The 24,413-nt window shown below is 66.7% G+C and carries 22 protein-coding genes and 3 pseudogenes; 13 read left to right on the top strand and 12 right to left on the bottom strand.

What is annotated here, in order from left to right; genetic code table 11:
• Positions 1-45 precede the first annotated feature (45 nt).
• The 3 genes from LNW72_RS00660 to LNW72_RS00650 all read left to right on the top strand — a co-directional run bounded on the left by LNW72_RS00660 (position 46) and on the right by LNW72_RS00650 (position 2,391).
• The gene (locus tag LNW72_RS00660) at positions 46-1,119 is read left to right on the top strand and encodes an IS701 family transposase (protein WP_285369927.1); all 1,074 of its coding nucleotides are present in this window, start codon (positions 46-48) and stop codon (positions 1,117-1,119) included.
• A gap of 175 nt (positions 1,120-1,294) precedes the next feature.
• A protein-coding gene (locus tag LNW72_RS00655; RefSeq protein ID WP_250973478.1) for an IS5 family transposase occupies positions 1,295-2,100 on the top strand; the annotation gives its coding sequence in 2 pieces (ribosomal slippage) (positions 1,295-1,583 and positions 1,583-2,100; 807 coding nt in all).
• A gap of 144 nt (positions 2,101-2,244) precedes the next feature.
• The gene (locus LNW72_RS00650) at positions 2,245-2,391 is read left to right on the top strand and encodes a DUF6221 family protein (RefSeq protein ID WP_250979964.1); all 147 of its coding nucleotides are present in this window, start codon (positions 2,245-2,247) and stop codon (positions 2,389-2,391) included.
• Positions 2,392-2,642: 251 nt separating this feature from the next.
• Here the strand turns inward: LNW72_RS00650 and LNW72_RS00645 are convergent, their stop codons facing one another.
• On the bottom strand, positions 2,643-3,296 hold the full coding sequence (locus LNW72_RS00645) for a hypothetical protein (RefSeq protein WP_250980487.1): 654 nt from the start codon (positions 3,294-3,296) through the stop codon (positions 2,643-2,645).
• A gap of 800 nt (positions 3,297-4,096) precedes the next feature.
• Between LNW72_RS00645 and LNW72_RS00640 the strand changes: the two genes are divergently transcribed.
• Positions 4,097-4,276: a hypothetical protein gene (locus tag LNW72_RS00640; protein WP_285371172.1), complete on the top strand. Its 180-nt coding sequence runs from the start codon at positions 4,097-4,099 to the stop codon at positions 4,274-4,276.
• 145 nt (positions 4,277-4,421) lie between these two features.
• Here the strand turns inward: LNW72_RS00640 and LNW72_RS00635 are convergent, their stop codons facing one another.
• The gene (locus LNW72_RS00635) at positions 4,422-6,485 is read right to left on the bottom strand and encodes a hypothetical protein (protein ID WP_250973477.1); all 2,064 of its coding nucleotides are present in this window, start codon (positions 6,483-6,485) and stop codon (positions 4,422-4,424) included.
• Positions 6,486-7,618: 1,133 nt separating this feature from the next.
• Between LNW72_RS00635 and LNW72_RS00630 the strand changes: the two genes are divergently transcribed.
• Positions 7,619-8,329: a site-specific integrase gene (locus LNW72_RS00630; RefSeq protein WP_250973476.1), complete on the top strand. Its 711-nt coding sequence runs from the start codon at positions 7,619-7,621 to the stop codon at positions 8,327-8,329.
• Positions 8,330-8,457: 128 nt separating this feature from the next.
• Here LNW72_RS00630 and LNW72_RS00625 read toward each other — a convergent pair.
• Positions 8,458-9,692, bottom strand: a protein-coding gene (locus tag LNW72_RS00625) for an IS3 family transposase (protein ID WP_250973475.1) whose coding sequence is annotated in 2 segments (ribosomal slippage) — positions 8,458-9,374 and positions 9,374-9,692 — 1,236 coding nt in all. Because the reading frame shifts where the segments join, the coding sequence is not laid out codon by codon here.
• Here LNW72_RS00625 and fxlM point away from each other — a divergent pair.
• Positions 9,654-10,583 (top strand): methyltransferase, FxLD system, encoded by a 930-nt coding sequence (fxlM, locus tag LNW72_RS00620; protein WP_308402128.1) that lies wholly within the window; start codon positions 9,654-9,656, stop codon positions 10,581-10,583. The genes LNW72_RS00625 and fxlM overlap by 39 nt on opposite strands.
• 442 nt (positions 10,584-11,025) lie before the next feature.
• Entirely contained in the window at positions 11,026-11,163 is a 138-nt protein-coding gene (locus LNW72_RS00615) for a hypothetical protein (RefSeq protein ID WP_250973473.1), read from the top strand.
• A gap of 53 nt (positions 11,164-11,216) precedes the next feature.
• On the opposite strand, the gene LNW72_RS00610 is transcribed toward LNW72_RS00615, so the two are convergent.
• Positions 11,217-11,684, bottom strand: a complete 468-nt coding sequence (locus LNW72_RS00610) for an NUDIX domain-containing protein (RefSeq protein WP_308401857.1) — start codon at positions 11,682-11,684, stop codon at positions 11,217-11,219.
• A 297-nt stretch (positions 11,685-11,981) separates the two neighbouring features.
• On the opposite strand from LNW72_RS00610, the gene LNW72_RS00605 reads away from it, so the two are divergent.
• Both LNW72_RS00605 and LNW72_RS00600 read left to right on the top strand, forming a co-directional pair.
• On the top strand, positions 11,982-12,131 hold the full coding sequence (locus LNW72_RS00605) for a glycosyltransferase (RefSeq protein WP_250973472.1): 150 nt from the start codon (positions 11,982-11,984) through the stop codon (positions 12,129-12,131).
• Positions 12,132-12,739: 608 nt separating this feature from the next.
• Positions 12,740-13,261, top strand: a complete 522-nt coding sequence (locus LNW72_RS00600; protein WP_250973471.1) for a DUF6193 family natural product biosynthesis protein — start codon at positions 12,740-12,742, stop codon at positions 13,259-13,261.
• Positions 13,262-13,404: 143 nt separating this feature from the next.
• Here the strand turns inward: LNW72_RS00600 and LNW72_RS00595 are convergent, their stop codons facing one another.
• The gene (locus LNW72_RS00595; RefSeq protein WP_250973470.1) at positions 13,405-13,560 is read right to left on the bottom strand and encodes a hypothetical protein; all 156 of its coding nucleotides are present in this window, start codon (positions 13,558-13,560) and stop codon (positions 13,405-13,407) included.
• Positions 13,561-13,599: 39 nt separating this feature from the next.
• Positions 13,600-14,142, bottom strand: a complete 543-nt coding sequence (locus LNW72_RS00590; protein WP_250973469.1) for a hypothetical protein — start codon at positions 14,140-14,142, stop codon at positions 13,600-13,602.
• A gap of 568 nt (positions 14,143-14,710) precedes the next feature.
• Between LNW72_RS00590 and LNW72_RS41960 the strand changes: the two are divergent.
• Positions 14,711-14,767, top strand: a pseudogene (locus LNW72_RS41960) (hypothetical protein); the annotation flags it as partial.
• 88 nt (positions 14,768-14,855) lie between these two features.
• Positions 14,856-15,203: pseudogene (locus LNW72_RS00585) on the top strand (Tn3 family transposase); the annotation flags it as partial.
• Here LNW72_RS00585 and LNW72_RS00580 read toward each other — a convergent pair.
• The 3 genes from LNW72_RS00580 to LNW72_RS00570 form a co-directional block, all read right to left on the bottom strand.
• A complete protein-coding gene (locus LNW72_RS00580; RefSeq protein WP_250980486.1) occupies positions 15,099-15,329 on the bottom strand; it encodes a hypothetical protein in 231 nt (76 codons plus the stop codon). The pseudogene LNW72_RS00585 and the gene LNW72_RS00580 overlap by 105 nt on opposite strands.
• 96 nt (positions 15,330-15,425) lie before the next feature.
• The gene (locus LNW72_RS00575; protein ID WP_308401856.1) at positions 15,426-17,270 is read right to left on the bottom strand and encodes a protein kinase; all 1,845 of its coding nucleotides are present in this window, start codon (positions 17,268-17,270) and stop codon (positions 15,426-15,428) included.
• Between the two features lie 463 nt (positions 17,271-17,733).
• The gene (locus tag LNW72_RS00570; RefSeq protein ID WP_250973468.1) at positions 17,734-18,966 is read right to left on the bottom strand and encodes a cytochrome P450; all 1,233 of its coding nucleotides are present in this window, start codon (positions 18,964-18,966) and stop codon (positions 17,734-17,736) included.
• A gap of 911 nt (positions 18,967-19,877) precedes the next feature.
• Here LNW72_RS00570 and LNW72_RS00565 point away from each other — a divergent pair.
• Positions 19,878-20,486 (top strand): hypothetical protein, encoded by a 609-nt coding sequence (locus LNW72_RS00565; protein WP_250973467.1) that lies wholly within the window; start codon positions 19,878-19,880, stop codon positions 20,484-20,486.
• Between the two features lie 183 nt (positions 20,487-20,669).
• Here the strand turns inward: LNW72_RS00565 and LNW72_RS41955 are convergent, their stop codons facing one another.
• Positions 20,670-21,092, bottom strand: coding sequence for a transposase family protein (locus LNW72_RS41955; RefSeq protein WP_374117098.1), 423 nt, complete (start codon positions 21,090-21,092; stop codon positions 20,670-20,672).
• 182 nt (positions 21,093-21,274) lie between these two features.
• Between LNW72_RS41955 and LNW72_RS00555 the strand changes: the two are divergent.
• Positions 21,275-21,682 (top strand): annotated as a pseudogene (locus tag LNW72_RS00555) (ABC transporter permease); the annotation flags it as partial.
• Here the strand turns inward: LNW72_RS00555 and LNW72_RS00550 are convergent.
• Together LNW72_RS00550 and LNW72_RS00545 are read right to left on the bottom strand one after the other, a co-directional pair.
• A complete protein-coding gene (locus LNW72_RS00550; RefSeq protein WP_250973466.1) occupies positions 21,657-22,991 on the bottom strand; it encodes an aminotransferase class V-fold PLP-dependent enzyme in 1,335 nt (444 codons plus the stop codon). The pseudogene LNW72_RS00555 and the gene LNW72_RS00550 overlap by 26 nt on opposite strands.
• A 525-nt stretch (positions 22,992-23,516) precedes the next feature.
• Entirely contained in the window at positions 23,517-24,086 is a 570-nt protein-coding gene (locus LNW72_RS00545; protein WP_250973465.1) for a hypothetical protein, read from the bottom strand.
• Positions 24,087-24,413 lie beyond the last annotated feature (327 nt).

Here is a 24,413-nt window from a genome sequence, read left to right as displayed (position 1 = left end):
CTTGGAACAACTACACACCCGAGCAACTCCACCCGAAGCCCCTCGCTGACAGTAATTCAAATCCAGGTTCCCGGCCGAACGGAGAACTGCCAGATCGGGGTGTTTGCCGCCTACGCCTCCGCCAAAGGCCGAGCCCTGGTGGACCGCGAGCTCTACCTGCCCAAGTCCTGGACCGAGGATCTGGACCGGTGTCGCGCCGCCCGGATCCCGAAGGACGAGTCCTTCGCGACCAAGCCGGAACTTGCGCGCGCGATGGTCCGGCGGGCGCTGGACTCCGCCCTGCCGATCGCCTGGGTGACCGCGGATGCGGCCTACGGACAGGAGTGGCACTTCCGGCGGATACTGGAGGAGGCCGGCGTGGGCTATGTCCTGGCGGTGCCCAAGTCGCAACAGGTCAAGTCGCCTGCGGGGAGCTGGCGCATCGACCACGTCCTGACCGGTGCCCCAGCCGAGGCCTGGGAGCGGATCTCCTGCGGGGACGGGGCCAAGGGACCGCGGGTCTACGACTGGGCCGCGGCCAAGCTGCCCACCATCGACGGTGCCGATCCCACCCATTACCACTGGGTAGTGGCCCGCCGCAGCCTGGCGCGGCCCGAGGAGATCGCTTACTACCTCGCCTTCGCGCCGGCAGATGCCACCGTCTCCGCGCTGGTCCAGGTGGCCGGCGCCCGGTGGGCCATCGAGGAACGCTTCCAAGCTGCGAAGAACGAATGCGGCCTGGACCAGTACGAAGTCCGCCGCTACGTCGGCTGGTACCGCCACATCACCCTGGCTATGCTCGCGCACGCCTTCCTGGCGGCGATGACAGCCCACGCCCTCGAAAAGGGGGCCGAAGAAACGGTTCGAGCGGCCTCGTTCCCCTCACCGTGGCAGAAATCCGACGGCTCCTGGGCCTTGCCCATCCCCCGCAACCCGGTGCCAAGCATCCTGGCAGCGTCTCCACTGGTCCCGCTGGCGCCGACGCCACCAGGCCATTGCCCGCAGCTGCCACTATCAGCGCCGCACGCACCCCGATCGAGTGAGTCACGAACCACCGCCTACCTGATCCAACGTCAGCCAACTAGACTCCGAAAGGTCCCCGTGACCAGGGCAAATGGAGAAGTACAACTGGATTACTAGCCGGAAATGATGCGCTGATTTGAACGCTGTCTGGGGCGATTCGACATATGCGCCTGGGCGGCGGCGACTCGGCCGCAGAGCTAGAGCGTGTCTCTTTGATCGGTTGGTCAGTTGATCGGACGTGTCTGTCCGATTAGTGATCACTGATGCGATGTAGGACCGGATCGAGCCGCTGATGCCGGCCGATCCGGTCCGCGGTCGGCGATGGGCCGATCACCGTCGAACCCTGGAAGCCATCGCGTGGAAGTACCGCACGTGCTCTCCCTGGCGTGACTTGCCGGACGAGCTGGGCTCGTTCCAGACTGCTCATAAACGCCTGATCAGGTGGGCCGTGGACGGCACCTGGGAACGCATCCTCGCCGCAGTTCTGGCAGCCGCCGAAGCTGATGCTGACATCGGCTGGACCGTCTCGGTGGACTCCACCGTCTGCCGGGCTCACCAGCCTGCTGCCGGTGCCAGGAAGAAGGGGCGCCAGGCCGGGCCGAACCTGACGACCAAGCCCTCGGACGCTGCCGCGGCGGACTGAGCACGAAAGTTCACCTCGCCAGCGACAGCCGTGCACGGCCCCTGGCCCTTCGTATCACCGCAGGCCAGGCGGGCGACCCCCCGGTCTTCGAGACCGTCATCGCCAGCATCCGTGTTCTGCGAGGTGGACCCGGCCGACCCAGAACCCGACCCGATGCCGTCCTGGCAGACCGTGCGTATTCATCCCGCGCGATCCGCAATCACCTCCGGCGACGCGGAATCCGCGCTGTCATCCCCCAGCCGTCCGACCAGGTCGGCCACCGGTTGCGGCGAGGTCGCGACGGAGGCCACCCACCGGCCTTCGACGCCGATGCGTACAAGCAGCGCAACGCTGTCGAACGGTGCATCAACCGCCTCAAGCAATGGCGCGGCCTGGCCATGCGAACGGACAAGCTCGCCATCGCCTACCAGGCCGCACTCCACCTCGCCGCCATCCTCATCTGGACAGCCGCTTGACTGGAGAAGCACCTTGCCCGCGAGGATGGCCGCATGGACGATCTTGTGTAGTTCCTCGTCGCACGCATCATGGACGACAACCACGCTTACGCCTATGTGGCCGGCACCCTGGGCGGCGAGGCCCTTCTCGACAGCCACCTCCCCATGCTCGACCTGATCGAGCAACTGGCGAACGACTACAAAGCCATGGACCCCTCGGACTCCCGCTCGGCCAGCCTGGCATACGCGCTGCGAGTCCTTGGCCAGTCATACGCCGAACACCCCGCCTACCAGCAGGAATGGCGCCCATAGCCATTCAAAGAGACAGTCCCTAGCCCAATTGACCGCTTGGGACAACGCTCCCGTCAAAGGTCCCCCCTGGTGGCAGAACTACAGAGGCACCATCCGCTAGACGCAACACCAGTCGCTCCGTACCCCTCGATCGCTGCCTCAACCATTGCCTGCTGGCGGGGGCCGTCCGGGCGGTGCCCGTTTGTTGGGGTGGGACCGGCCGATCAGGCGCGGATCGGTCCGGCCCCACGAGGGAGGGTTGACGAGGGCGTTTAGGCCCGAGCATCAGACTGGTGTACCAACTCGACAGCATGAGTCAGCCGCTGAACGATCTCCTGCCACAGATCGCCGTGCTCGATGTTGACCGAACCAGACAGGACGGCTGCACTGATTTCCCCTTCGAGGGTGATGGCCCTAAAGTGAATGCTCTGCAAAATGTTCTCCGAGGCGGGGTCGTCCAAGAAGCCGCGCGTGGCTTCGATCTGATCGCGATCGGGGACTGTCATCGAATCAGCAGGTTGAGCCGTGACCTCCTCGTGACTATCTGCAGATCTTTGCACAGGTGGTGAGGGTGGCTGCGGAGGATCCGTCGCGCTTCTGGCGAGGGCGCGGCGTTCTGTACGGGCACTTGTTGGCAACGGGAGGACTTCAGCGGTCATGAGTTGGCGGGTCGCTGCCTGGAACTGGGTTTCTTCGGCCGGCCAACCTGCGCTTTTCAGGACTACTTTGACGATCTGGCCAGTGAGGCTGGCGGTGAGTCGGCGGTCCTCTACCGCGGCCCGTGCGCGTATCTGCTGGTAGGGGTCGGCTGCGGCGGTGAGTCCGAAGCGTCTGATGACGGGTAGTAGGGCGCGGGTGTGGGAGGCCGTGGGGGTTTCTCCCATGGTCTGGGAGAGGCGTTCGGCCAGGGGCCATTCCTCGATCATCTGGTGGGCGGCGCGTGCGCTGATTTCCCAGCGTTTTTCGACGTAGGTGTCGAATCGGGTGTGGGTGTGGCGGTAGAGCTTGCGGTTGCAGATGGCGTGGAGAGCTTTGCCGGCGAGCCAGGTGGCGGTGGCGAGGTTCTCGACGGCTCGATCGTGCGGCAGACCCTTCGCAGACTCTGAGCTGATGGCTTTCGTCGGGGGAGAGGTCTCCGGAAGCTTCGACCTTTACTGGTGCGGCGATCATGTCGGAAGCGATGACCAGGTCGGCAGGGCGCCCGGTCGTCCGTTGCGGTGTTGGGCTGTTGCCGCCTTCCAGATGCTGTTCTTCGCGTCGGGTACGCAGTGCGGCTGCGCGGTCGTTGCCGCTCATCGCAGTTCTCCCGTGTGGGGGAGGAGGCGGCGGCGGTCGATCATTCGGTGACGAGCTCGTCGTAGGCGGATCCGCGGGCGGTGACGGGTTCGAGCATGGACTGCGCGTAGATCTGGCGGTTGGGGATCGTGGTGGTGAAGACGTTCCAACGTCGTCGTGGCCCTGGTCCTCGCGGAGTCCGCCCAGCGTCTGGGTGGGGATGTCGGTGGGGAACAGGCCCTCGGGGCCGTGGAGGAACGCCGCCGCGCCGGTGTCGCCGGTCTCCGGCTCGCGGTCGGTCTCGGTGCCGGCGATCAGGATGCCCTTGATCGTCCGGTAGGAGGGGTCGCCGACCGTCAGGGCCTGCGCGCAGGCGGCCTCCAGCCGGACGTCGCTGTACTTCTTCCGCAGCCCGAGGATCCCCTGGGCGGCGCGGAGCCGGTAGAGCGCGTTGACCTCCAAGAGCTGGTCGACCACCTCCCGGCAGCGGTCCCCGACCTCCGACGCCTGCGCCGTCCGCGCCCGCGGGCACTTCCCCAACGAGGCCGCCGCCCTCAAGTGCGTCTACATGGCGCTCATGAGCCTCGACCCGACCGGCAAGGGCCGCAAGAAGTGGACCATGCGCTGGTAGGCACCGCTCAACGCCTTCCAGATCGCTTTCGAGGGCCGGCTCACCCCGGCCAACAACTGAGCCCTCAACAACCAAGATCAGCCGTTAAATTGACACACCCTCGGGTGGCGTGGTGTGGGTGCGGCCGCAAACGGTGTGGTTGGGGTTACAGGTTGCCGTTGGGGCTGGTTCCGTCGGACGGGACGCTGTTGGTGGCGTGGGCGGTGTTGTCGGGGGAGACGGTGGTCAGGCGGTTGTCGGGGGCGGTGTAGGCGATGGTGAAGCCGGTGGTGCTGAGGTCGGCGATGGCGGGGCTGGTGCCGTGGGCGACCTGGACGCCGCCGGCGGCGTTGCGGTTGCCGCCGTCGCCGACCTCGGCGAGGTTGCCGTCCCAGGCGTTGATGGCGGTTTCGTAGCCGCCGGTGGGCAGTGCGGTGATGGCTGGGCTGGTGGACGGCCACATTTTGGCGGTGGTGTCGTTGGTGACGCCGTGGGAGTCGTAGGTGATGAGGTGGTTGGTGGTGTTGCCCTCGAAGGCGATCTTCCAACCGCCGTTGGCGTCGGCGGCGATGGCCGGGCTGGAGGCGGGGATGTGGCCGATGGGGTGCGAGGTACCACCGGGGATCCCGGCGTCCTGCGAGTACAGCTTGCCGTCCGAGCCGACGAACGCGATCTCGTAGCCGCCCGTCGACAGGTGCGCGATGGACGGGTCGGTGCCGGTGTTCATCGCGGAGTTGGTCTTAATGGCGTGGCCCGCCGAGTCAAGCGTCCACAGCCGGCTGGTGTCGTCCTGGAAGGTGACCATCCACCCGCCAGCACTGTCCGCCGCGATCGACGGACTGGTACCAGGCCACAACTTGTGCCCAGTGGGTGTACCCGTACCACCGGGGATGCGGTCGTCCTGGACCCACAAGGTGTCGTCGGCGGCGGCGAAGGCGATCTTGTAGCCGCCGGTTGACAGCCGGGCGATGGACCCGGTGGTGCCCGGCTCCATGGTGGACATGGTCTCGAAGGTCACACCGCTGTGGGACAGGGTCGACAGGTGGTGGTTGGCGGCCTGGTAGACGGCGAGTTCGACACCGGAGGGGTGGATGATGACAGTCGCGGAGGAAGAGTCCCCGGCGTCGAAGCTGATGTCCCAGTGGCCGACCGGGTCCTCCCACGACTCGTGGACGTTCATCGGCGAGTCGAAGAAGTCGGGGAAGAGGGTATGGGTGTCGATGAGGGACAGGTCGTGGGTGGCAGGGTCCTCACGGTAGAGGACGACGCCGTTCTCGAGGCCCTGCCCGGTGTCGACGCCGGTGGGCTGGCGGTACTCGACCCACAAGGTCTGGTTTCCCTCCTGCAGACGTAGGGCGTGGGGAAGACCGAAATTGTTGGTCTCCGCCGTCTGGATCCGGTAGGTGCCCGACGGCTGGGTAACCGTCTGCGGCGGACCGTCCCAACCCAGCTGCGCCATCTGATCAGGGGTGAAGATACCCGGCTGCCCGTTGCCCATCGCTGCCAAGACATTGCCGTACTCGTCCGTGGTGCAGTCGGTGCTCAGTGCCACGTGCTTGCCCTGGGGGTCGACGCACACGGCACTGTGGGAATGGCCCAGTCCCAGACGGTGGCCGAACTCGTGAACGACTATGTCCTGGTCCAGACGCCCGTTGAAAACGATGGTATTGCCGATTGTTATGCCTCCGTTACCGCACGAGGTGACGTGCGGGAACCAATAGACGATGGTGTCGTATCCCGTGATGCTCTGTCCGAGCCCTTTCGCCGTGTTGTTCGCAGCCGCCGGCACGGCGTTGGTAAGACTGTTACAACCCGCCTGGGTGGTGCTGTCGGTGGGTGCGGGCGGTGTGGCGATGTTGATCACCATGGGCAGTGCGGTGACGTCCCAACCTTGGAAGCGGCCTTCCGAGGCCGCCTGGTACCACGCCTTCTGCGCGGCCACCCCCGAGGCGAGCAGCCCGACGTCCCCGCCCCGGGCCGCCGACAGGGAGGAGTTGCCCGCCCAGTTGACGACCATGAAAAGCGCCTTGCGGGGACCCACACCCGGGCTCGTTGCCGGACGGATCCCGGAAGTCCGCACACTGTCGGTGAAGGGTGCGGAGTGCGGTGCGGCGGCGGCTGTGCGGGCGGTGGTGGCGGCCGGGGCGGGGGTGGCAGCGTGCGTCGAGGTGGCGCCGAGGGCGGGGCCGGTACCGAGGGACAGTGCCAGTGCCAGGGCCAGGCTGGCCACGGTCTCCAGGACACCGGTCCCGACGAACCGTCTGCTCGCTGCTCTCGGCGGGGCCGGCGCCCCGGCAGGGCACCCGGCCCCCGTCACGAAAGAATCGAACCGTGCGGACATACCGTTCTCCTTGCCTACGATCAGCAGGTGTTGACACCGCACACGCGACTTTGACCCGCTGGTGTCCGGCTCCCCCGGTGGGGGGACGCCAGCGCGGCCGTGCTGCACGGCACAGGACAGGCGGACTCGCCCAAAAGCCACAGCGGGGACCATGGATAGCACTGTGTCGGGTGCTCAGCAGCACCCTTCAAACACCGTGGGACGTGTCCGACGATAGGACGCGGCAGACAGATACACGCAAGCAGAACTTACTCATTCAAGCTTCAACTCAATGCGCGAAGGGGGCATTGTGGCCCCGCCACTAGGGCCCGGCTGTCGAACATCGAATCTCCCGCCCGCGCCAAACTGGCCGGCCGACCGCACGATGTCCCCGCCGGGCAACTCGTGTCAGCTGGTGTGAACGCCGCCCGCGGCCGGTCGGCGGCTGGCCGTGTCGGTGCTCTCCCTGCGCCTCGGCTCCTCCGACCAGGGCAACAACAAGGACACGACGACGACCCGCAAGGCGTACGACCTCCTCGCCGACGGGTTCGGTGCGGGCTTCAACGGCAAGTCCGACGTCGCTTCGGTCCTACGCCTACGAGCTGTTGGCGTGGGTCCGGTTCTTACGCGCCGTGGACGTTCCCTGGTATCTGGCGAGCCGGGTCGAGGCCCGTGACTTCGCGCTGGGCTGAAGACGACGAAGAAGCCGCGTCGGTGGCGCCGTCCTGATGCGCCCGTCCCGGGTTCGGTGAACCCGGTCACGGGGAAGGCCGCGCCCGGCGAGAACTATGCCGCTCGGACCAGGCGGCACGCTCGCGCGGTGATCCGGTCGTTCTACGAGTACCACCGCGAGACCCACGGCTGGCTGTTGATCAACCCGTTCCCGCAGGTAGGGGCTGCTGACGAGGGGAGTCCGAATGCGCATCACAACCCGATGCAGCCGTTCCGGCGGCCCTCGCGCCGGGGCACCTATCAGCCCAAGGAGCCCAAGCCGACCCCGAGGATCATTCCTTACCAGGCGTTCAACGATCTGTTCGCCGGGGTTGAAGTACAACCAGGACAGGGCTCTGATCGCGTTCTACATCTCCACCGGCGCCCGCGCCTCCGAGCTGCTGGGTGTCCCGCAGGGCCTGGTCGCGCCCGGGGACCAGACGATCGGCGTGGTCCGCAAGGGCAGTCAGGTCCTGCAGCACCTTCCTGCCTCCGCCGATGCTTTCGTGTGGCTGCGGCTCTACCAGCAAGAACTGCGCGGCATGGTCCGCAAGCACCCGTCGGAGCCGCTGTGGGGGACGCTGCGACGGCCCTTCCGCCCGCTGGAGTACGACGCGGCCCGGATGGTCTTCACCCGTGCCAACCAGTTGCTCGGCGCGAACTGGACCCTGCATGACCTGCGGCACAGTGCGGCCAAGAGGATGGTCCGCGATCCGAACCTGACCCTCGCGGACGGGCAGTGGGTCATGGGGCGTGCCCACATCAGCACCACGGAAATCTATATGGCTCCCACTCCCGACGAGGTCGTAGCCCACGTCCTGGTCCACCATGAACGGCAGCGCACCGTGCAGGCCAAACCGCCGGCCCCGCTGGCACCGGGTTATCGCCCTGTTCACCGACCCGGGTGCGGGCCTGACCCGCGACAGGACCCGGCGGCGGGGCCTGAGCAAGCTGTTGGACTGGCTCGAAGGCCAGCCCGGAGAGACCTGGCAAGATCGGCTGATGGCCAGCGGGGCAGACGCCGCTGGCTTCGAGTGGACTGATCTGCCTTTGCAGGGTCGCGGCACACCCAAGAGCCACTGGCGCGATGAGTTTGCTACGGGACTGGTGCTCCTAGTCGCCGGGCAGGTGATCGGGCCTTCCCCCATAAAGGTGGGCACGCGGTTATTGGTCACGCGGCGAGCGTGAGTTTAGCGCTGTGGTGTCGTCGTTCGTAGGCGTCGGGGCTGAGGTGGCCGTTGGTGGAGTGTCGGCGGCGGGTGTTGTAGCGGGTCAGCCAGGCGAAGACGGCGCGGCGGCAGGTGGTGGCGTCGCCGTAGTCGTGGGCGCCTTGGAGGGTCTCGCGTTTCAGGGAGGCGTGGAAGCCTTCGCAGGCGGCGTTGTCGGCGCTGGTGCCGACCGCGCCTATCGACCGGGTGACCTTGAGCTGGTCGCAGTGGCCTGCGTAGGCCCTGGATCCGTACTGAGCCCCGTGATCGGAGTGGAACACCGCCCCGTCCAGAGAGCCGCGGGTGCGGGCGGCCATCCGCAGGGCATCGGTGACCAGATCCGTGCGCATATGGTCGGCGATGGACCAGCCGACGATCTTGCGGCTGAAGCAGTCCAGCACCGTCGCGAGATAGAGGAACTTCCCGCCCGCGAGTGGGAGATACGTGATGTCACCCATGTATTTCCGCCCCGGCTGGGCGGCCGTGAAGTCCCGCTGGAACAGGTCTTCAACCGGTGAGGATGCCGGGTCGGGGACGGTGGTGCGCACGCGTCTGCGCAGGCGGACCCCGGTGATGGAGAACGTCCGCATGACTCGGGCGACCCGCTTTTCGTTGACCTGTCGCCCTTTCTCGCGGAGCTCGGCAGTCACGCGCGGGGAGCCGTAGGCGCCGCCGGACTCGCCGTGGACCTCACGGATCTCCTCGGCCAGGACCAGGTCCTCCCGCTGCCGGGCGGCCCGGGCCTCGGCGCCGGCGAGCCACTTGTAGTAGCTGGACCGGTTCACGTCCAGGACCTGACACAGCCGCTTCACCTCGAAGGTGGCCCGATGGTCGTCAACGAACTGGAAGCGGCTGGTCACCAGTTCGTCTCTCCGGCGAGATACTTGGCCGCCTTGCGGAGAATGTCCCGCTCGGTGGCGAGCTTGCGCTCACTCGCCTCGAGTTCGGCCACCCTCGCCTCCAGCCGCCGGACCCGCTCGTCCGGATCCCCCGACGCCTTTGGCGCCGGCCGGGCGGTCGGCCGCGCAGCCGCGGTGCCGGTGCCACGGCGTTCACGGTCCCGCAGTACCCACTCGCGCAGGGTCGCCCGGTTGATGCCCAGGTCAGCGGCGATGCTCTTGTAGGTCGCCCCGGGTGTGGACTCGTACAGGGCCACCGCATCGGCCTTGAACTCGTCCGAATAGTCCTTCATCGTCATCGGCGGTCTTCTCGCTTCCTCCGGATCAAGCAGATCCAGTATCAGCGTGTCCACCACTCAGGGGGAGGCCCCATCTCCTCGGCCTCCAGCCCCAGCCTGGTCGCCACCATGCTCGAGCAACTCGATGTTCGTCCAGGTCACCGCGTCCTGGAGATCGGCGCCGCCACCGGCATCAACGCCGCCCTCCTGGCCGAGCTGGTCGGCCCGACCGGCTCCGTGGTCACCATCGAGCTCGACGAAGACCTCGCCGCCGGAGCTCGCACCGGCCTGACGGCCGCCAGATACGACCAGGTCGAGGTGATCTGCGGCGACGGCGCCCTCGGTGACCCTCGCGGTGCGACGTTCGACGGGATCATCGTCACCGCGGGCGCCTGGGACATCTCCGCTGCCTGGTGGCAGCAACTCGCCATCGGTGGCCGCATCGTCGTGCCGCTGCGCCTGCACGGCAGCGGCCTGACCCGCTCACTGGCCTTCGACCACACCGAAGACGGCCGGATGCTCAGTACCTACGCCGAGGTGTGCGGGTTCGTGCCGATGCGCGGAGCCTCAGAGATGGGGGAACGTCACGTTCGCCTTGCCGACGACATCATCCTCAAGCTCGACGCCGACGACCTGCCCGACGAGCCCGCCCTCGCCCACGTCCTCGCTCACCCCGCGCAGGAGCAGTGGACCGGGATTGAAGTCCGTCACGACGAACCGGCGGCCCACCTCGACCTCTGGCTCGCCACGATCAACAGTGGCCTCAGCTTCGGTCGACTGTCGGTCGGCTCCTCCGCCCGCGCCCTCGGCCTGGCCGATCCCGCCCTGCGGTGGGCCGGAGCAAGCTTGTATGACAGCGGTACGCTCGTCTACCTCATGGCCCGCCCGGCCAAGACGAAGCCAACGAACTGAGCCTCGTCGCGCACGGCCCGGACAGCAGCAAGCTCACCGGCCAGGTCAAAAACCTCCTCCACCGCTGGAGCCAGAAAAGGCCCTCCCAGCCCGTCGTCACCGCCTACACCTCCATCACACCCGACGACCGCCCCGCCCCCGGCGCCCGCGTCACCCGTCCGGCGACCCGCCTGACCATCAGTTGGTAACCCTGCAGGACGCGGCGCGACGACAACGTCGCCACCTGTGGTGTATCAGCGCCATGGCCAGGTTGTAGATCGGGTCTTGTGCGGTCCAGGCGGACCAGGTGAATCGCTAGAGTGCAGGTCAGGTCACTGCGGTCCAGGAGCGTCCGCGCTCTTGGTGATAGGCGTGTGAGAGGTGCTCCACCCCCGTCGGCCGGTGCCGATGGGCGTGCTGCGCCTGCGCGGGTGGACCCATCGAGACGCACACCTACGACCACATGGACGCAGTCCAGTCCGTCCGCACCCGCAAGGCCGTCGGCCGCATGCGCACCGACCTCGCCCGCTTCCGCGCCCGCGGCCTACGGTGCGCAACTGAACTCGACGAACGGGCCCGCGACTTCCTCATCACCGCCTGACGGCCGCCAGACAGGCACCGTTCCCGTAGGACATCAAGGTGGGTTGAGAGCGCTCAGACCTTGTGCTGGAAGGAGTTCTCCAGATAGCGGCGCACCACCGGTCCCAGGTAGTCCGCGTGGGGACCATCGAGGCCGTTCAGGTCGGATGGGGACCTCACCAGGGTGATCCGGTCCAGCTCAGGGTCACGACCCAGAGCCTGTTCGGCGGCAGTCACGGCAGCGAAGCTCTTGTGCAACGCCGCCGACGGACAGGGCTCGGCGAGATAGACCAGGCCGATGCTGCGATTCTCACCGCGGGTGACAGCCCACAGGCTGAGTGCCTCGGGCACGAGATCGACACCCGTTTCCTCCACCAGCTCGCGTGCAGCATGCCGGCGCAGGGCGGTTTCATCGAGCACCTCATGCTCGTGCGGCGGCTCCGCAGAACTGCCCGGAAGCTGCCACCGGCCCGGCGCTGCTGTCGACGAGGACATCCGCACCACGAGCATGCGCCCGTCGTCCGTCGGCTGTACAACGTTCACGAACAACGACGGTAGCCACGAAGTGTTCCCCGGAACCCGACGCAGGGCGTAGTGCCGGTAAGTCACCCTCACCCAGGACAGGACGAGGCTGTGCGGCCCCTCCCACTGCACTTGTGAGCATGCCACCACCGGTCCGTCGAACAGGCTCGGATTGGCTTGGACCGCCGTGCTTCAGACCCGATCCCTGGCCAACTCCTCTTCGGCCGACAACCGTGGTGGGTTGGCCTCCGTCAGGCGGAGCCGGTGAACTTCTAAGAGATCAACACCCACGGGAGGTAGAGGTTTGCTCACCTGCCCATGCTAGGGCTGGGCAGGTCCCGAAACACGCAGATCGCCTACCTGCACGACGACATGGCGGGCGCGCTCGCCCTCGCCGTCCTGGCCATCGGCCGCGCCGGCGCCACCACGCTCGCGGAACTCGAAGCCCTCGACATCCCCCGTTGCTGATTCCGCTGCCCGCGTCGGTCAGCCGCGGGGATCAGTTCGACAATGCCTCCGCCTACGCCGGCCGTCGGGCCGGCCGGTGTGTGGTCGTGCCGGACGACGACAATCTGCGAAGAGGAGGCAGCCTCGTGGCGCCCTGCGAGAGCCTGGCCGCCAATACCGGTGGCCGCAGAGTCGCGGCGCCGCTCACCCGCGTCCACGAGGCTGCCGCACGCATCGCGCGGATCAGTTGCCGACCAACGCAGGCGTTCCGGATACGCCTCACCGCTCATCAATCGGAATACCCGCGACGGACAAGTTGCTCCCCCTCGTTGAGGTTCGGCACAGCAAGCAGTTCGCGAGGAGCCAGGAAGAACCATTGACCCCCGACAGCAGGAAATGGAGGGTGAAGCGTGACCTGTCAACCTGCCCCGACCCTGGGGAGTCTCTACCCTGAACTCGGCCAGGGCGGAACGCTCCAGATCGCCCTGCAAAGGGTCGGTCACAAGGCCGGATATCGGATTGACGTGCTCCCCTAACGAGCCCCGGGGTGGAAGTGAACGGGTGCCCGCTCGGACAGCCGTGAGCGAACGACGAACGCTCTCCTGGGCATCCAGGAACGCTGCTTCATCATGAGCTTCTGGGAACGCGGCGTCGCCATGGCCAAGGGCAACACAACCAGTTTGGACGAGGCTGCCACGACCATGGTGGTCTGGCAGTCCGGCGCTGACCTGAAGGATCTGCGGGCCGCATGCCCGTTTGTCCACTACGGAGCAATGGCCGAAGCCCACGAGCGCGGCACCGCCGCCGAGACCATGTGGGCGATCTACCGACAGACCGCTGCGGGCCACGTCGACCACGAGCTCATTGAGGCCGCTTACGCCGGGCCGCAGTTGCGAGCCCTGTTTCTCTTCCACAGCCACAGTTCGCTGAACTTCAGCCGCTGCACCGGATTCCCCTACACCCACGATGTTCCAGTGATTAACCCCACGGACGGGAAGTACCGCGTCATCTGGTGGAAAACTCGCTCGCCGCAGGGCCCAGCGGACATCGGAGAGACCGATAGCCCGCGTGACGCTGTCGCCCTGGTGCTCGCCCACCTTCCCTCCGACTGCGGGCCAGCTGTCGGAGGTACTGCCGATGATCTTGCCTAAATCAGATTCCACAGAATGATGTGGCTGACCCGGCCTTCGGCGGGGCCGGAGTTCCAGTGCGGCGTCAGGTCCTGATCGAGTTCTGGAAGCGCTTCAGGCCTTGCGTATGGGCGTCTCGTGTGCGGCCGGCTCGGTCCGAGGAGTCATGTGGTGGGCCAGGTGCCGAGTGCTTGGGCCAGTCGGTTGCTCTGGTCGCGGGTGATGCCCTGGGCGAGACGGATGCCGCACCGCGGGCTGCCGGGCTCGTCGCAGTACAGGATGCCGACGAAAGGGTCCTGGCTTCCCCAATAGTGGACCATGCATCGGATCATTTACTGAAAGACCAGATCACGTTCTTACTAGGAGGCGATTACAGCCATTTCCTGGCTGCGCTCCAGCGCGCGACATGCCCGTTCCAAATGATAGTAGGCCTGGGTCAATTCTCTCGGCGTTGACGTACTATACATGGTCGCCCCGCCAGATTTCACGAGAAGAGTGCACGCAGCCGTACACAGATTTGGGATCCACAGGAGATATAGTGCCCGATCGGCATCGGACACGCGCACAAGCGTTCGATGGCGGGCATGAATGAGCCACTGATTAAGAGGAACGGTTCCGGCAAGATGGGCAAGGCTTTTCGTTATCAACGCCATGATCTCGTCCCGCCAGAATATTGCTTGCGTATTTGACGGTCGACTAAATTCCTCTATCGCAGCCGACAGGCCGTCGATCAATAGTGCGGCCCACACACGTAGATACTCCGTGTGTAGTGGAATTTTGTCCATCGATTCCGTTTCGAGCAGCTCTACCGTTCGTCGCAGTACCGGATATCCGGCTACAAACGCAATGCCCTTCGCCTCATTGTCAGGTCCATTCTTCAGAGGTGTGGCGCAGATCGCCATCAGATCGCCTTCCCGAGAGTTTGACTTCAGTCTTTTCGTTCCCATAAACTATTCACCATTTTGTAGTATTGCGAAATTATAAACGCCGTCGTGACGTGCCGACGACGTAAGAGAATCGGCGGCTCATAGGGCTCGGGGTATTCCTTGGAGCGGGCGAGAGTATCGTGTATAGTGTTCTTTGCTCGGTCTGTCACGATATAAATTTGGCTACATACAGGATGTAACCGACTGGGCGGCAATGCACGAGTATTTGTTACTTAGGGCTTGTAGTAGAATCTTGGTTGATATGTCCTAGTCAGCCTTCACTGGTGTGGACGATTCGGCAGGCAGGATGCTGCGGACTCCCGGCTGCGGACGGAGGCGACGACTTGTGGGCATTGATCGAACCGCTGCTTTCTCCCTGGCCCAAGTTGCAGCCGGGCCCCCGCTAGTGGACCGCCTATTTCTGCATTGCATCCTGCACGTCCTGGCAACTCCTGCCGCTTGAGCTGGTGTTCGGCTCCGGGCAAACGAGGAGACGTAATGTAGTTCGAGGGCGTGCTGCGGCACCGCACCGACATGGAAGTGGATTGATTGGCACTACACCGACACACGCAGGGCATCCATCGTCGGGTTCGCCTTCGCGCACGTGCTCGATTTCCAGCTGATGCCGAGGCTGAAGACCATCGGCTCGGTGAGCTGTACCGGACGACCAGTGGCCGAACCTGGGCCGGGTGCTGTCCACCAAGACGATCGACTGGGCCCTGATCGCCCAGCAGTACGACCAGATCGTGAAGTACACCACCGCGCTCCGCCTGGGCACCGCGGAGGCCGAGCAGGTCCTGCGTCGCTTCACCCGGGGAGGGCCCAAGCACCCCACCTGCCGGGCCATCGAGGAACTCGGGCTTGCGGTACGCACCGCGTTCATCTGCGACTACCTCGCCGACGTCGAGCTGCGCAAGGAGATCCACGAGGGCCTACAGGTGGTGGAGAACTGGAACTCCGCCAACCACGACCTGTTCTACGGCAAGGACGGCGACCTCACCGGCCAGGACAAGGAGAGCCAGGAGGTCGGCATGCTGGCCCTGCACCTGATGCAGTCCGCGCTGGTCCACGTCAACACCCTGCTGCTGGGCGTCGGCGCCGCGGAGGTACTGTGGCAGTTCGATGGCCCGTCGATCCGGATCGCGCAGGAGCAGGACCTTCACGGTCCGCTGCGGACGGGCTCCCTGACCAGGGGCACTCAGGTCGGCGTACCCCGGCGGACGTCCGGCCCGAGTGCGGTCTCCTGCGTGGCATGCGGGTCAGGCACACGCCACGTTCGAGTTGCCGAAACTGCCGCCCGCAGGGGTCGTTGCCCTGACCATGTAGCACTTCGGATTGCTGGGGTTGGCATCGGTGAGCGAGTAGGTTCCGTCGGCGGGCTCGGTGAGACTGGCGACCTGTCTGAGGATCGAGCCGGACGATGTTGTCTGGAATATGGTGAAAGTCAGTCTTTCGTCCGACCTGTTGTCCCAAGTGATCTGTATGAAGTTGCCGTTGGATGCGGGACTGTGCACGAAGGGGAATTGGGATGGGTCCGGGGGAGCGGGGGCCGGGGGGCTGGGATCGGAAGGTGAGGTGGGCGGCTCGCCGGGGGCGTGGGTCGTCGACCCCGAGTGGGGCGGCCGGGGATGCGTGCCGGAGGCCGGCGCGGTGGACGCGGAACTGCTGGGGGCGGATCCGGGAGGACCGGATGCGCCCGGTGCGCCGGGTGTCGTCGACGAGTCGGCCGAGGGGTGGTCGCGGTCGGCGCCCTTGCTCGGGTGCGAGGCGGCTTCGGCACGGGAGCCTGTGTCGGGAGAACCAGCCGTGGCTCCTGACGCGAGGTGACCGGCCTGTGTCGCGGCGGAGGTCTCCTGGTGCGGGTTGAGGACGAACAGGAGGGTTCCGGCACTGGTGAGGACTGTGAGGGCCGCCGCCACGACGACCGTGCGGCGCGGCCTGCCACGCCGGCGTCGGCCGCGAGGGAGCTTCCGGTCGGCCGGTGCGGTCAGGCCCGGGTCGGTCCACGCGGGCGTTTCCGGGGAGGACGGCTCCTCCGCTGCGGCCGGCGGGTACGAAGCCGGTGCGTCCTCTATCAGGGTGGGGCCTACGGGGGCCCCGTAAGCGGCCGCCGTCTCCGCCGTGGCTGTTCCCGTTGTCGATGCCCCCGGCACAACAGGGGCCGGGGACCGGCGTGGTGTGCCGATGACTAGGGTGTTCCGGCCGTTCCGCATTTGCAGAGCGGTGTGTTCCACCGCTTCGCGCATGACCTCCGCTGTCGGAAAGCGATGTGCGGGGGCCTTCTGCAGCGCCCGGTCCACGAGGGCGTCGACCTCGGGGCCGACGGCCCGGTTGATGCCGGAAGGGGCCGGCGGGGGTTGCTGCACGTGCTGGTAGGCGATGGTCAGGGCGCTGTCACCGTCGAATGGCACGCGTCCGGTGAGCATTTCGAACAGCAGGCAGCCGACCGAGTACAGGTCGGAGCGGGCGTCGATGTCCCTGCCGAGTACCTGTTCCGGGGAGATGTACTGGGGGGTGCCGATCGTCATGCCGTGCTGGGTGAGGGAGGTGCTGCCGGCCTGCAGGGCGCGCGCGATGCCGAAGTCCATCACCTTCACTACGTTCCGTGAGGTGACCATGATGTTGGCGGGTTTGATGTCACGGTGGATCAGCCCCTGCTCGTGGGAGGCGGTCAGCGCGCGCAACACGTCGGCGATGATCTCCAAGGCTCGGGCGGGGCTCAGGCTGCTCGGCCGTTCGGCCGCCTCGCGCAGGAGGCTGCTGAGCGTGGCACCTTCGACGTACTCCATGACGATGTACAGCGCGGTGACACCGTCCGGGCGGACGTCCTCCCCGCTGTCGTGCACGGCCACCACGTTGGTGTGGCTCAGCCGGGCCACGGATCGTGCCTCGCGGCGGAACCGCTCGCGGAAGGACGGCTCGCGGCTCAGGTCGGGGTGGAGCGCCTTGACCGCGACCGGCCGGTCGAGCACCGTGTCGTGCGCCAAGTGGACGGAGGCCATACCGCCCTCGCCCAGGAGCCGCTGCAGGACGTATCTGCCCTGGCCGACCGTGCGGTGCCCGCCACCGACCGCTTTCGAGGTGCGATCTTCTTTGCCCATCATGCTGAAATTCCCCCCTTCGACGCCCAAAAGGGCACCGATGTGTGCTTGGTCTGCGAATTCGCCTGGGCCCCTGGCCGTTCGGCGACATCAGAGTAGAGGCTGATCACAGTCATTCCGGCCACCATCTGGCCTGAATAAGTCAGGCCAGATGACTGCTCCCCGCGGCCGCGTAGTGCCGGGCGCAATGCCCGGACTCGTTCCCTGTGGATCCGTTCCATTCCGTTCCGGACGGTGACTACGGCGGTCGCCCGATTCCGTGTCGCCACGGAACGCGGTTGAACGCACGACACCGGCCAGGCCACCGCTTCCTTCCCGGACGTACCCGCCACCGACTCCCCCTGGGCGGGCTGGTACACGGTCCTGCTGAACCCCCCGTCGGCCAGGCCCTGCGTCGTGCAGTGCCGGGGTGATGTCCTCGCGAGGTGGGGACGGGGCGCCCGGGATCCGCCGTACCGAACCGGAACTACCACGCCGGAGACGGCGAGAACGTCACCGGCAGCCGCCGCAGCCCCCGGAACAGGCGGCTGTGCCGCCACACCGGCTCCGGGTCGACGAGGGCGAGATCCTGGCAGCCGGCCAGCAGAGTGGACAGTGCGATCTCGGCCTGGGCCCGGGCCAGCGGTGCGCCCAGGCAGTAGTGGACGCCGTGACCGAAGGCGAGATGCCGGTTGACGGTCCGTCGCAGTCGCAGGTCACCGGGGTCCGCGAAGTGATCCGGATCGCGGTTGGCGGACGTCAGGGAGAAGACGGCCGCGTCCCCGGCCTTGATCTCCTGCCCTCCGAAGGAGAGATCCGACGTCGCGTAGCGGACCACCGGGCTGATCTTCACCGGGCTCTCGTACCGCAGGAGTTCCTCCACCGCACCGGGGATCAGCCATGGGTGCTCGCGGAGTTCGGACAGGCGCTCCGGGTACTGCAGCAGGGTGAGGACGCCGTTTCCGACGAGGCTGGCGGTGGTCTCGTAGCCGGCCAGCAGCAGGAGGAACGCCATGGCGATGAGTTCTTCCCGGTCCAGCCCGGCGCCGTGGTCGCGTGCCGTGATCAGCGCGTCCAGCAGGGAGCCGTTCTCCATGTCGTCGGCGCGCCGGTCGCGCCGCCGCTCGATCAGCGGGACCAGGTAGTCCCGCATCGCCGCCAGCGCCTCCGGAGCCCTGGCCGCGTCTCCTTCCTCTACGCCGGTGTAGATGTTGGCCCACTTCACGAACTCGTGCCGGTCCTCGCCGGGGATGCCCAGCAGTTCGGCGATGACCGCCACCGGGAGCGGCAGCGCGAACTCGGTGATGAGGTCGGCCTCGCCGCGGTGCCGGAAGCCGGCGACGAGCCGCTCGGCGATCTCCGTGATCCGGGGCCGCATCGCCGCCGCCCGGCGGGCCGTGAACGCTGTGGAGATCAGGCTCCTGAGGCGGGAGTGGTCCGCCCCGTCGGTGCGGAGCAGGTTCCTGGTCAGCCCCGAGACATCGCTCGTGGCCGTCCAGGGAACGGCCCGGGCCGCGGGACCGGCGTTGCGCGGGTCGCTACTGAACCGGACATCGGCCAGACCCGCGCGTACGTCCTCGTACCGGGTCACCATCCACAGTTCGAGACCTTCGAGGACCACCTTGCCGACCGGCGACTCCCGGCGCAGCCGGCCGTAGAGCGGGTGCGGGTCGTTGGTGAACTGCGGTTCCCACGATGTCAGGTCCGGATATCGATCCACGATGCACCCCTGGTCGAGCCTCAGGGCAGGGCGGAGCGTGCGCGCCGGACCCGGCGGGCGGGTCGCCGTTCGGTACGGCGGCGGAGGGCACGTGCGTCCTGCGTTCTCCGGAGATGATTGCCTGTCGGCCGGCCGCGGACATGAGCGGTGTCTACTCAGAGCACCTACCCCCGCTGACCGGGAGCGGGGTTGATCCGGCAGGGAGCTGCGGCCGTCCTCTCTGCGGCGGTCGGCGGCGTCGAATACTGCGAAAACTCGGGCACCTTGGAGCAGCGCGTGTTCCATAGCCTGGGCAGGTGCGTCCTCCAGGCCTCCGACGGCGCAGCCGAGGTTTCTGACCGCCGCAACGGCGCGAGCCGCGGCTTCGACCAGGAGCCAGGCGGGGACGCCGGCCGCGCCCTGCGGCGGTGGCAGGTAGGGCCGTGCGCCGTCGTAACGCCCGTCTTCGGCAAAGGCGGGCTGCTTCACCTTGACGACCGGGCGGTCGACGGGGGCCGGGGTGTCGGCCTCATGCCAATCCCGGGCCGGTTTGAGGACGTAGCCCTCGGCGCGGTCGCCGCCTGGTGGAGGGGCCAGCCCCTGCCGCAGCCGTTTCAGCGGCCATCGGGTTTCGACGAAGAGAGTTGGTGACCCGGCCGGTGAGACGGGGTGAGTGCGGACGAAGTGCGGAACACCAGCTAACGCCTTCCCGTCGTCGCTCGGCCGCACCGGCACGGCTTTCGGAGCGCGGACGGAGTACGGAATACCGCGGCAATCCGGCCGGCGACTGACATCGAACCGGCCGGATGATGGCGCGGCACCGATCGTGTTCCTGTCGGATGGAACGGGATGGAACACCACTTGGAGGTAACCTCAAGTGTGGCCGCGGAACCCGGTCGGGTGCGGCCGCAATGCAGCGAGTGGAGCACAACATGTCGGGTCAATCCGATTCGAGACCGTCCCAGTCAGGCACGGAGCGGTCCGCGCGCCGCCGGGCGGCGGCCGCTCTCACCGCGATCGCGGTGGTCACCCTTCTGGCCGGCACCGGATGCTCGAGTTCCAAGGCTGCGCCGGCCGCCAAGAGCACCACTGCGGCGGTGAAGCCCGCCTCGGACGGCGGCGTCGTGAAGACGGCCCAGATGCGGGCGATCACCCTGCCCAGGCCCCAGGCCGCGCCGGCCACCGGCAAGTGGGACGAGACGGCATCGATCAACAGCGACGGTGACCGGCAGATCGCCTTCGTCGATGGCACCGACACCTGGATGTCGCTGCACATCCTGGACTGCCGCCAGCCGCTGGCCAAGGCCGGCGCGAAGAAGCCGCCCACCGAGCAGGGCGACTTCCTCTACTGCTACAAGGCGGCCACCGGTTCCCTCAAGGGATATCCCCTCTTCGCCAACGAGGCCACGCTCCGCGTGCTCACGGTGGGCAACCTGAGGATCCTGGCGGACATCGGCATCGCCGGCGACGGCAAGATCGACGGTGCCGCCGTCGAGAGCTTCCTCGGAAGCTTCGACCTGGCGTCCATCGCGAAGCTGTAGCCCGTGAAGCACGGCGGGGGAGCACCGGCTGATGTACCCGCCGACGCGGTGCTCCACCGGTGGCGCGTGCCGCCGGTGCCTGTTTCCGGCTCCCGACGGAGAGCGCCCGTCACGTCATGCGGGCGTTCACCGTGTCCGGGTAGTGCGGGCCGATCCATTCGGCGAACCGGTCCCATAAATCGGTCATAGACACGCTATTCCAGTCAGGGTGCCGAGGCCCTGCAGCTGCTCGTTGCTCCATCGGTCGTCCTGTGTGCCGCTGACATTCCAGGCCGATCCGTTGTCGGCGACGATCACCCCGTAGGTCTTGAACGCCTGCTCGATGGCCCGTCCTTGCGGCCGGCAGCGGGTCTGCGGACACGCAGCTCGGTTCCATCGATGATCCCGGTCTGTCCGCTCGCGCCGAGGTAGTCGATGACCTCGACGAGGGTGCGGAGCCGGATTCCGGTCGCGATGGGCAGCCGCGGGTTGCGAGCAGGGGCCGCACTTCGCCGATCGCCGGGTGATCGTGGAGCGGTCGACGCCGAACCAGCAGGCCAACACATCGTGAGTGGCGCCGTGGCGAAGGTGGACGAGCGTGGCCAGGAGCCGGTCGATGAAGACCATCTGAAGGCGTGGGCGTTCGCCGCCGTGAGGGGCGGGACCCGGGCGCCTGGGCGCAGCTCGCAGGGTGGGAGGCGGCGTCAGTGGCCGGAGCGGCTGACGGCGTATCGCCTTTCGGCACGGCGGTCCCATTTCCGTGGTCGTCAAGTCCGGCCGGGACCGGTGGCTCAAGGCCGCAGTCGCCCCTGTTCACGGTGGTCGTCGGGCACGCGACCTTCTGCGTCGTGGTGGTCCTGAACAACGTCTCGGCCCGGTTGCGGCGGCTCCCCGCCTCTGCCGAGCAGGCGTCGGCGGACCTGGGAGGGCACCTCTTCCAGACCTTCTGGTACGTCACCCTGCCGGCGATCCGCAGCGCCCTGCTCGCTTCGCGCAGTCGTTCGACGAGATCGTGGTGACGACCTTCAGGGGCCGGGAACCCAGACACTGCCGTTGTGGATCTTCGACAACCCGGCCCGACCCGACCCGACCAGGGCCCGGTGGTGGACGTGGTTGCGACGGCACCGATCGTCCTGTCTGCCGTACCGGTGTACGTGGCGCAGCGGCTCTCCGGCGAGGCACTGACCGGTATCAGACCCGGCCGGAGACCTCGGTGATGACGCGGACGGCTTCGTCCACCTCATCGAAGTGCGTCCGATGGGACAGGATGCACATCCGTATGTAGTGCACCCCGCCGAGGGTTGTCCCCGACAGGGCGAAGGGGCCGGTTCCGTTCATCTCCTTGAGGAACTTCTGATTCACCTGGTCCGAGGCGCCGCGGAGGCGGAATGCCACGACGGAGAGGTCGGGCTCTGAAAGGACGTCGATCGTCTTGACCGCGGCCAGTGACCTGTAGGCGTGCTGGGCGAGGTCAAGCTTTTCGTCGAGCTCCTGGGCGAACGCCAGGGTGCCGTGAAGGTTCAACGGCAGCCACATCCGCAGGCCCCGGAACTCCCGCGTCAGCTCCACTCCATGATCGGCGTAATCGGGAAGCGGACGTTCATCCGCGGCGTCGACCAGGTAGTCGCCCTGCATGCTGAAGGTCCTGCGCAGGATCTCCGGGTCGCGAACCAGCAGGACCCCTGTCCCGCACGGCTGGAAGAGGCCCTTGTGGGGGTCTGCGCAGATGGAGTCGGCATGTTCGATGCCTGCCAGCTTCTTCTTCCCGCGGTCGGTGAGCTGGAAGAACCCGCCGTAGGCGGCGTCCACGTGGAACCAGAGCCTGTACCGTGCGGCGAGGTCCGCCAGGGCGTGAAGGTCGTCGACACTGCCGGTATCCGTGCTGCCGGCTGTTCCCACGAGGGCCATGGGTTGCAATCCGCGGTCCAGGTCGGACTTTATCATTTCCTCCGCGCGCGACGTGTCCATCGTGAAGTCCGCGCCCGTCGGTACGGTTCGCACGTTCTCCCGTGCGATCCCGGCTATTTGTGCCGCTTTTCTCACGCAGTAGTGCGTATGCTCTGCCACATAAATTGTTCCCTGTGCCGAGTGCAGGCCCAGCCGATCGTAGCGGGCGGCGGCCAGCGCAGTGAGGGTTGCCACTGAGGTACCCGACACGAACAACCCACTGCCAGTGGAGGGAAGGCCGAACAGTTCTGCCATCCATCTCAGGATCCCCTCCTCCATCGCAATGAGTGCGGGAGCGAACGAGGACAGCATGGTGTAACGATTTGTCGCGCGGGCCAGAAACTCTCCCAGGGCGGCGGAGAAGAGTCCGCCACTGGGCACATAGGCCAGGTTCCCACCCGACGCCGTCTCGAATGCACCGGCTGATGCCTCGTCAAAGATCCTCAGCAGTTTGTCCAGACCCTCCCCCCGCGCAGATGGGGCACAGGCGAGGACGCTCATCAGGTCGGTGGTGTCAGAAGCAGCCGGATGCCGTGCGTCGCGTGCTGCGTCCGTGAAATCCGCGATGTAGGAGATCACATCGGCGCTCCATTTCAGAAGCGTTGGCCTGTCCGGTTCCAGGGGGGCGCTCGCCCACGTCGGATTTTTCACTGAAGTCTTCCCAACGGTGGTCATTCCAAAGGGCGTTGACGACGGGAGCGGCTGCGATGGATGAGTCCAGGGGCGGCCGGTGAGGTCGTCGCGCCTTCGTGCAGGTGGCGGCGGCGAGTGGGCGTGCGCGCTGGCGGTCTGGTTGGCGGGCGGAGCACGCAACCACGCCCACGGCACCACTGTGGCCGCGGGGGACCGACCGCACGGTTGTCGCACCGCCGGCCCGCCGCCGGTGTGCGGCGGGCCGGCCGGCGGAGTTCACGGCATGGTGCGGTACGTCGGCCGCATCGGCGGGGCCGGCCGGCGTGCAGCGCCCGGAACTCAACGGACTTGGCCTCGGTGCAGGGGCTGTCCCGTCAGGGGCTTACGCGTGTTCCCCGCCTGGCAGGGGACCGGCGGCTCAGGGAGTCTTCGGAGGGCACTCCTGCGAAGCCGGTCAGCCGCAGATCGGAATTACTGATCGGCCGACGGGGTGGGGAGCCTGTAGATCGGGTAAAAAGTGGGGCCGCCGCCCGGCACCGTTATCTCCTCGCCGATGCGAGCGAAGCCGGTACGCTGCCAGAGTTTGAGGTTCAAAGGGCTGGACGCCTCGCCGTAAACGCCTATCCCCTCATCCTCCGACTTGCGCGCCAACGGCTCGATCAAGGTTTGGAAGACGCCCGTTCCCCGAAACTGCGGAGCAATTCCGCAGAAAGCCCAGTGGTAGTGTGGATCCGGCACCTCGGCCGGTTCCTGCTCGACCAGGGCGTTGGCAACTGCCACCGCCCTGTCGCCCATCACGCCGGACTTGCTGCGCAGGTCCTCGAGGAACGACTTGTAGGAATCCTCGGAGATTTTCTCCGCGTCCGGCGGGATCCAGACGAAGATTCCTTCGTAGTTGGGGGTTGCGTCCACCACTCCGCCATGGTCAGTGATGAACGTCAGGTAGGAGCGGAAGAATCCGTCAATGTCTTCATGGCGCTTCGGGAGCGTTTTCGGAAACATCCAGTTCACTACCGGATCATCTTCGAAAGCCAGGCTCATGGTGGCTACGCTCAAGGAGAGTTCAGACTTGGGCACAGGGAGGACTAGTCCTTATCTGGCGGCGGATGCTACCGCCTCGGCTTCTGGGGGCCGCGCATTATCCCGGGCACTCGGGCATTTTATGCCTTCTCGCGGGAAGCCTGACGCTGTGACACTTTGCTAGCGATACCTTAACCCTTGTGACTTCTCGGCCTCACTGAGCATTTGATACTCAACTGCTCCAAGCCCCGTATGTGTGATGTTAGTTGACTACGAGATGGTTTGTGTGAGGCCCCGTGATATCTTTGCTGTCCTGTTCCGAGGGAGAATCGGCCGGTGGTGGTCCCG

The organism is Streptomyces sp. RKAG293 (genome assembly GCF_023701745.1).
Taxonomy (GTDB): Bacteria; Actinomycetota; Actinomycetes; order Streptomycetales; family Streptomycetaceae; genus Actinacidiphila.
This window is presented reverse-complemented; position numbering and strand designations above follow the sequence as displayed.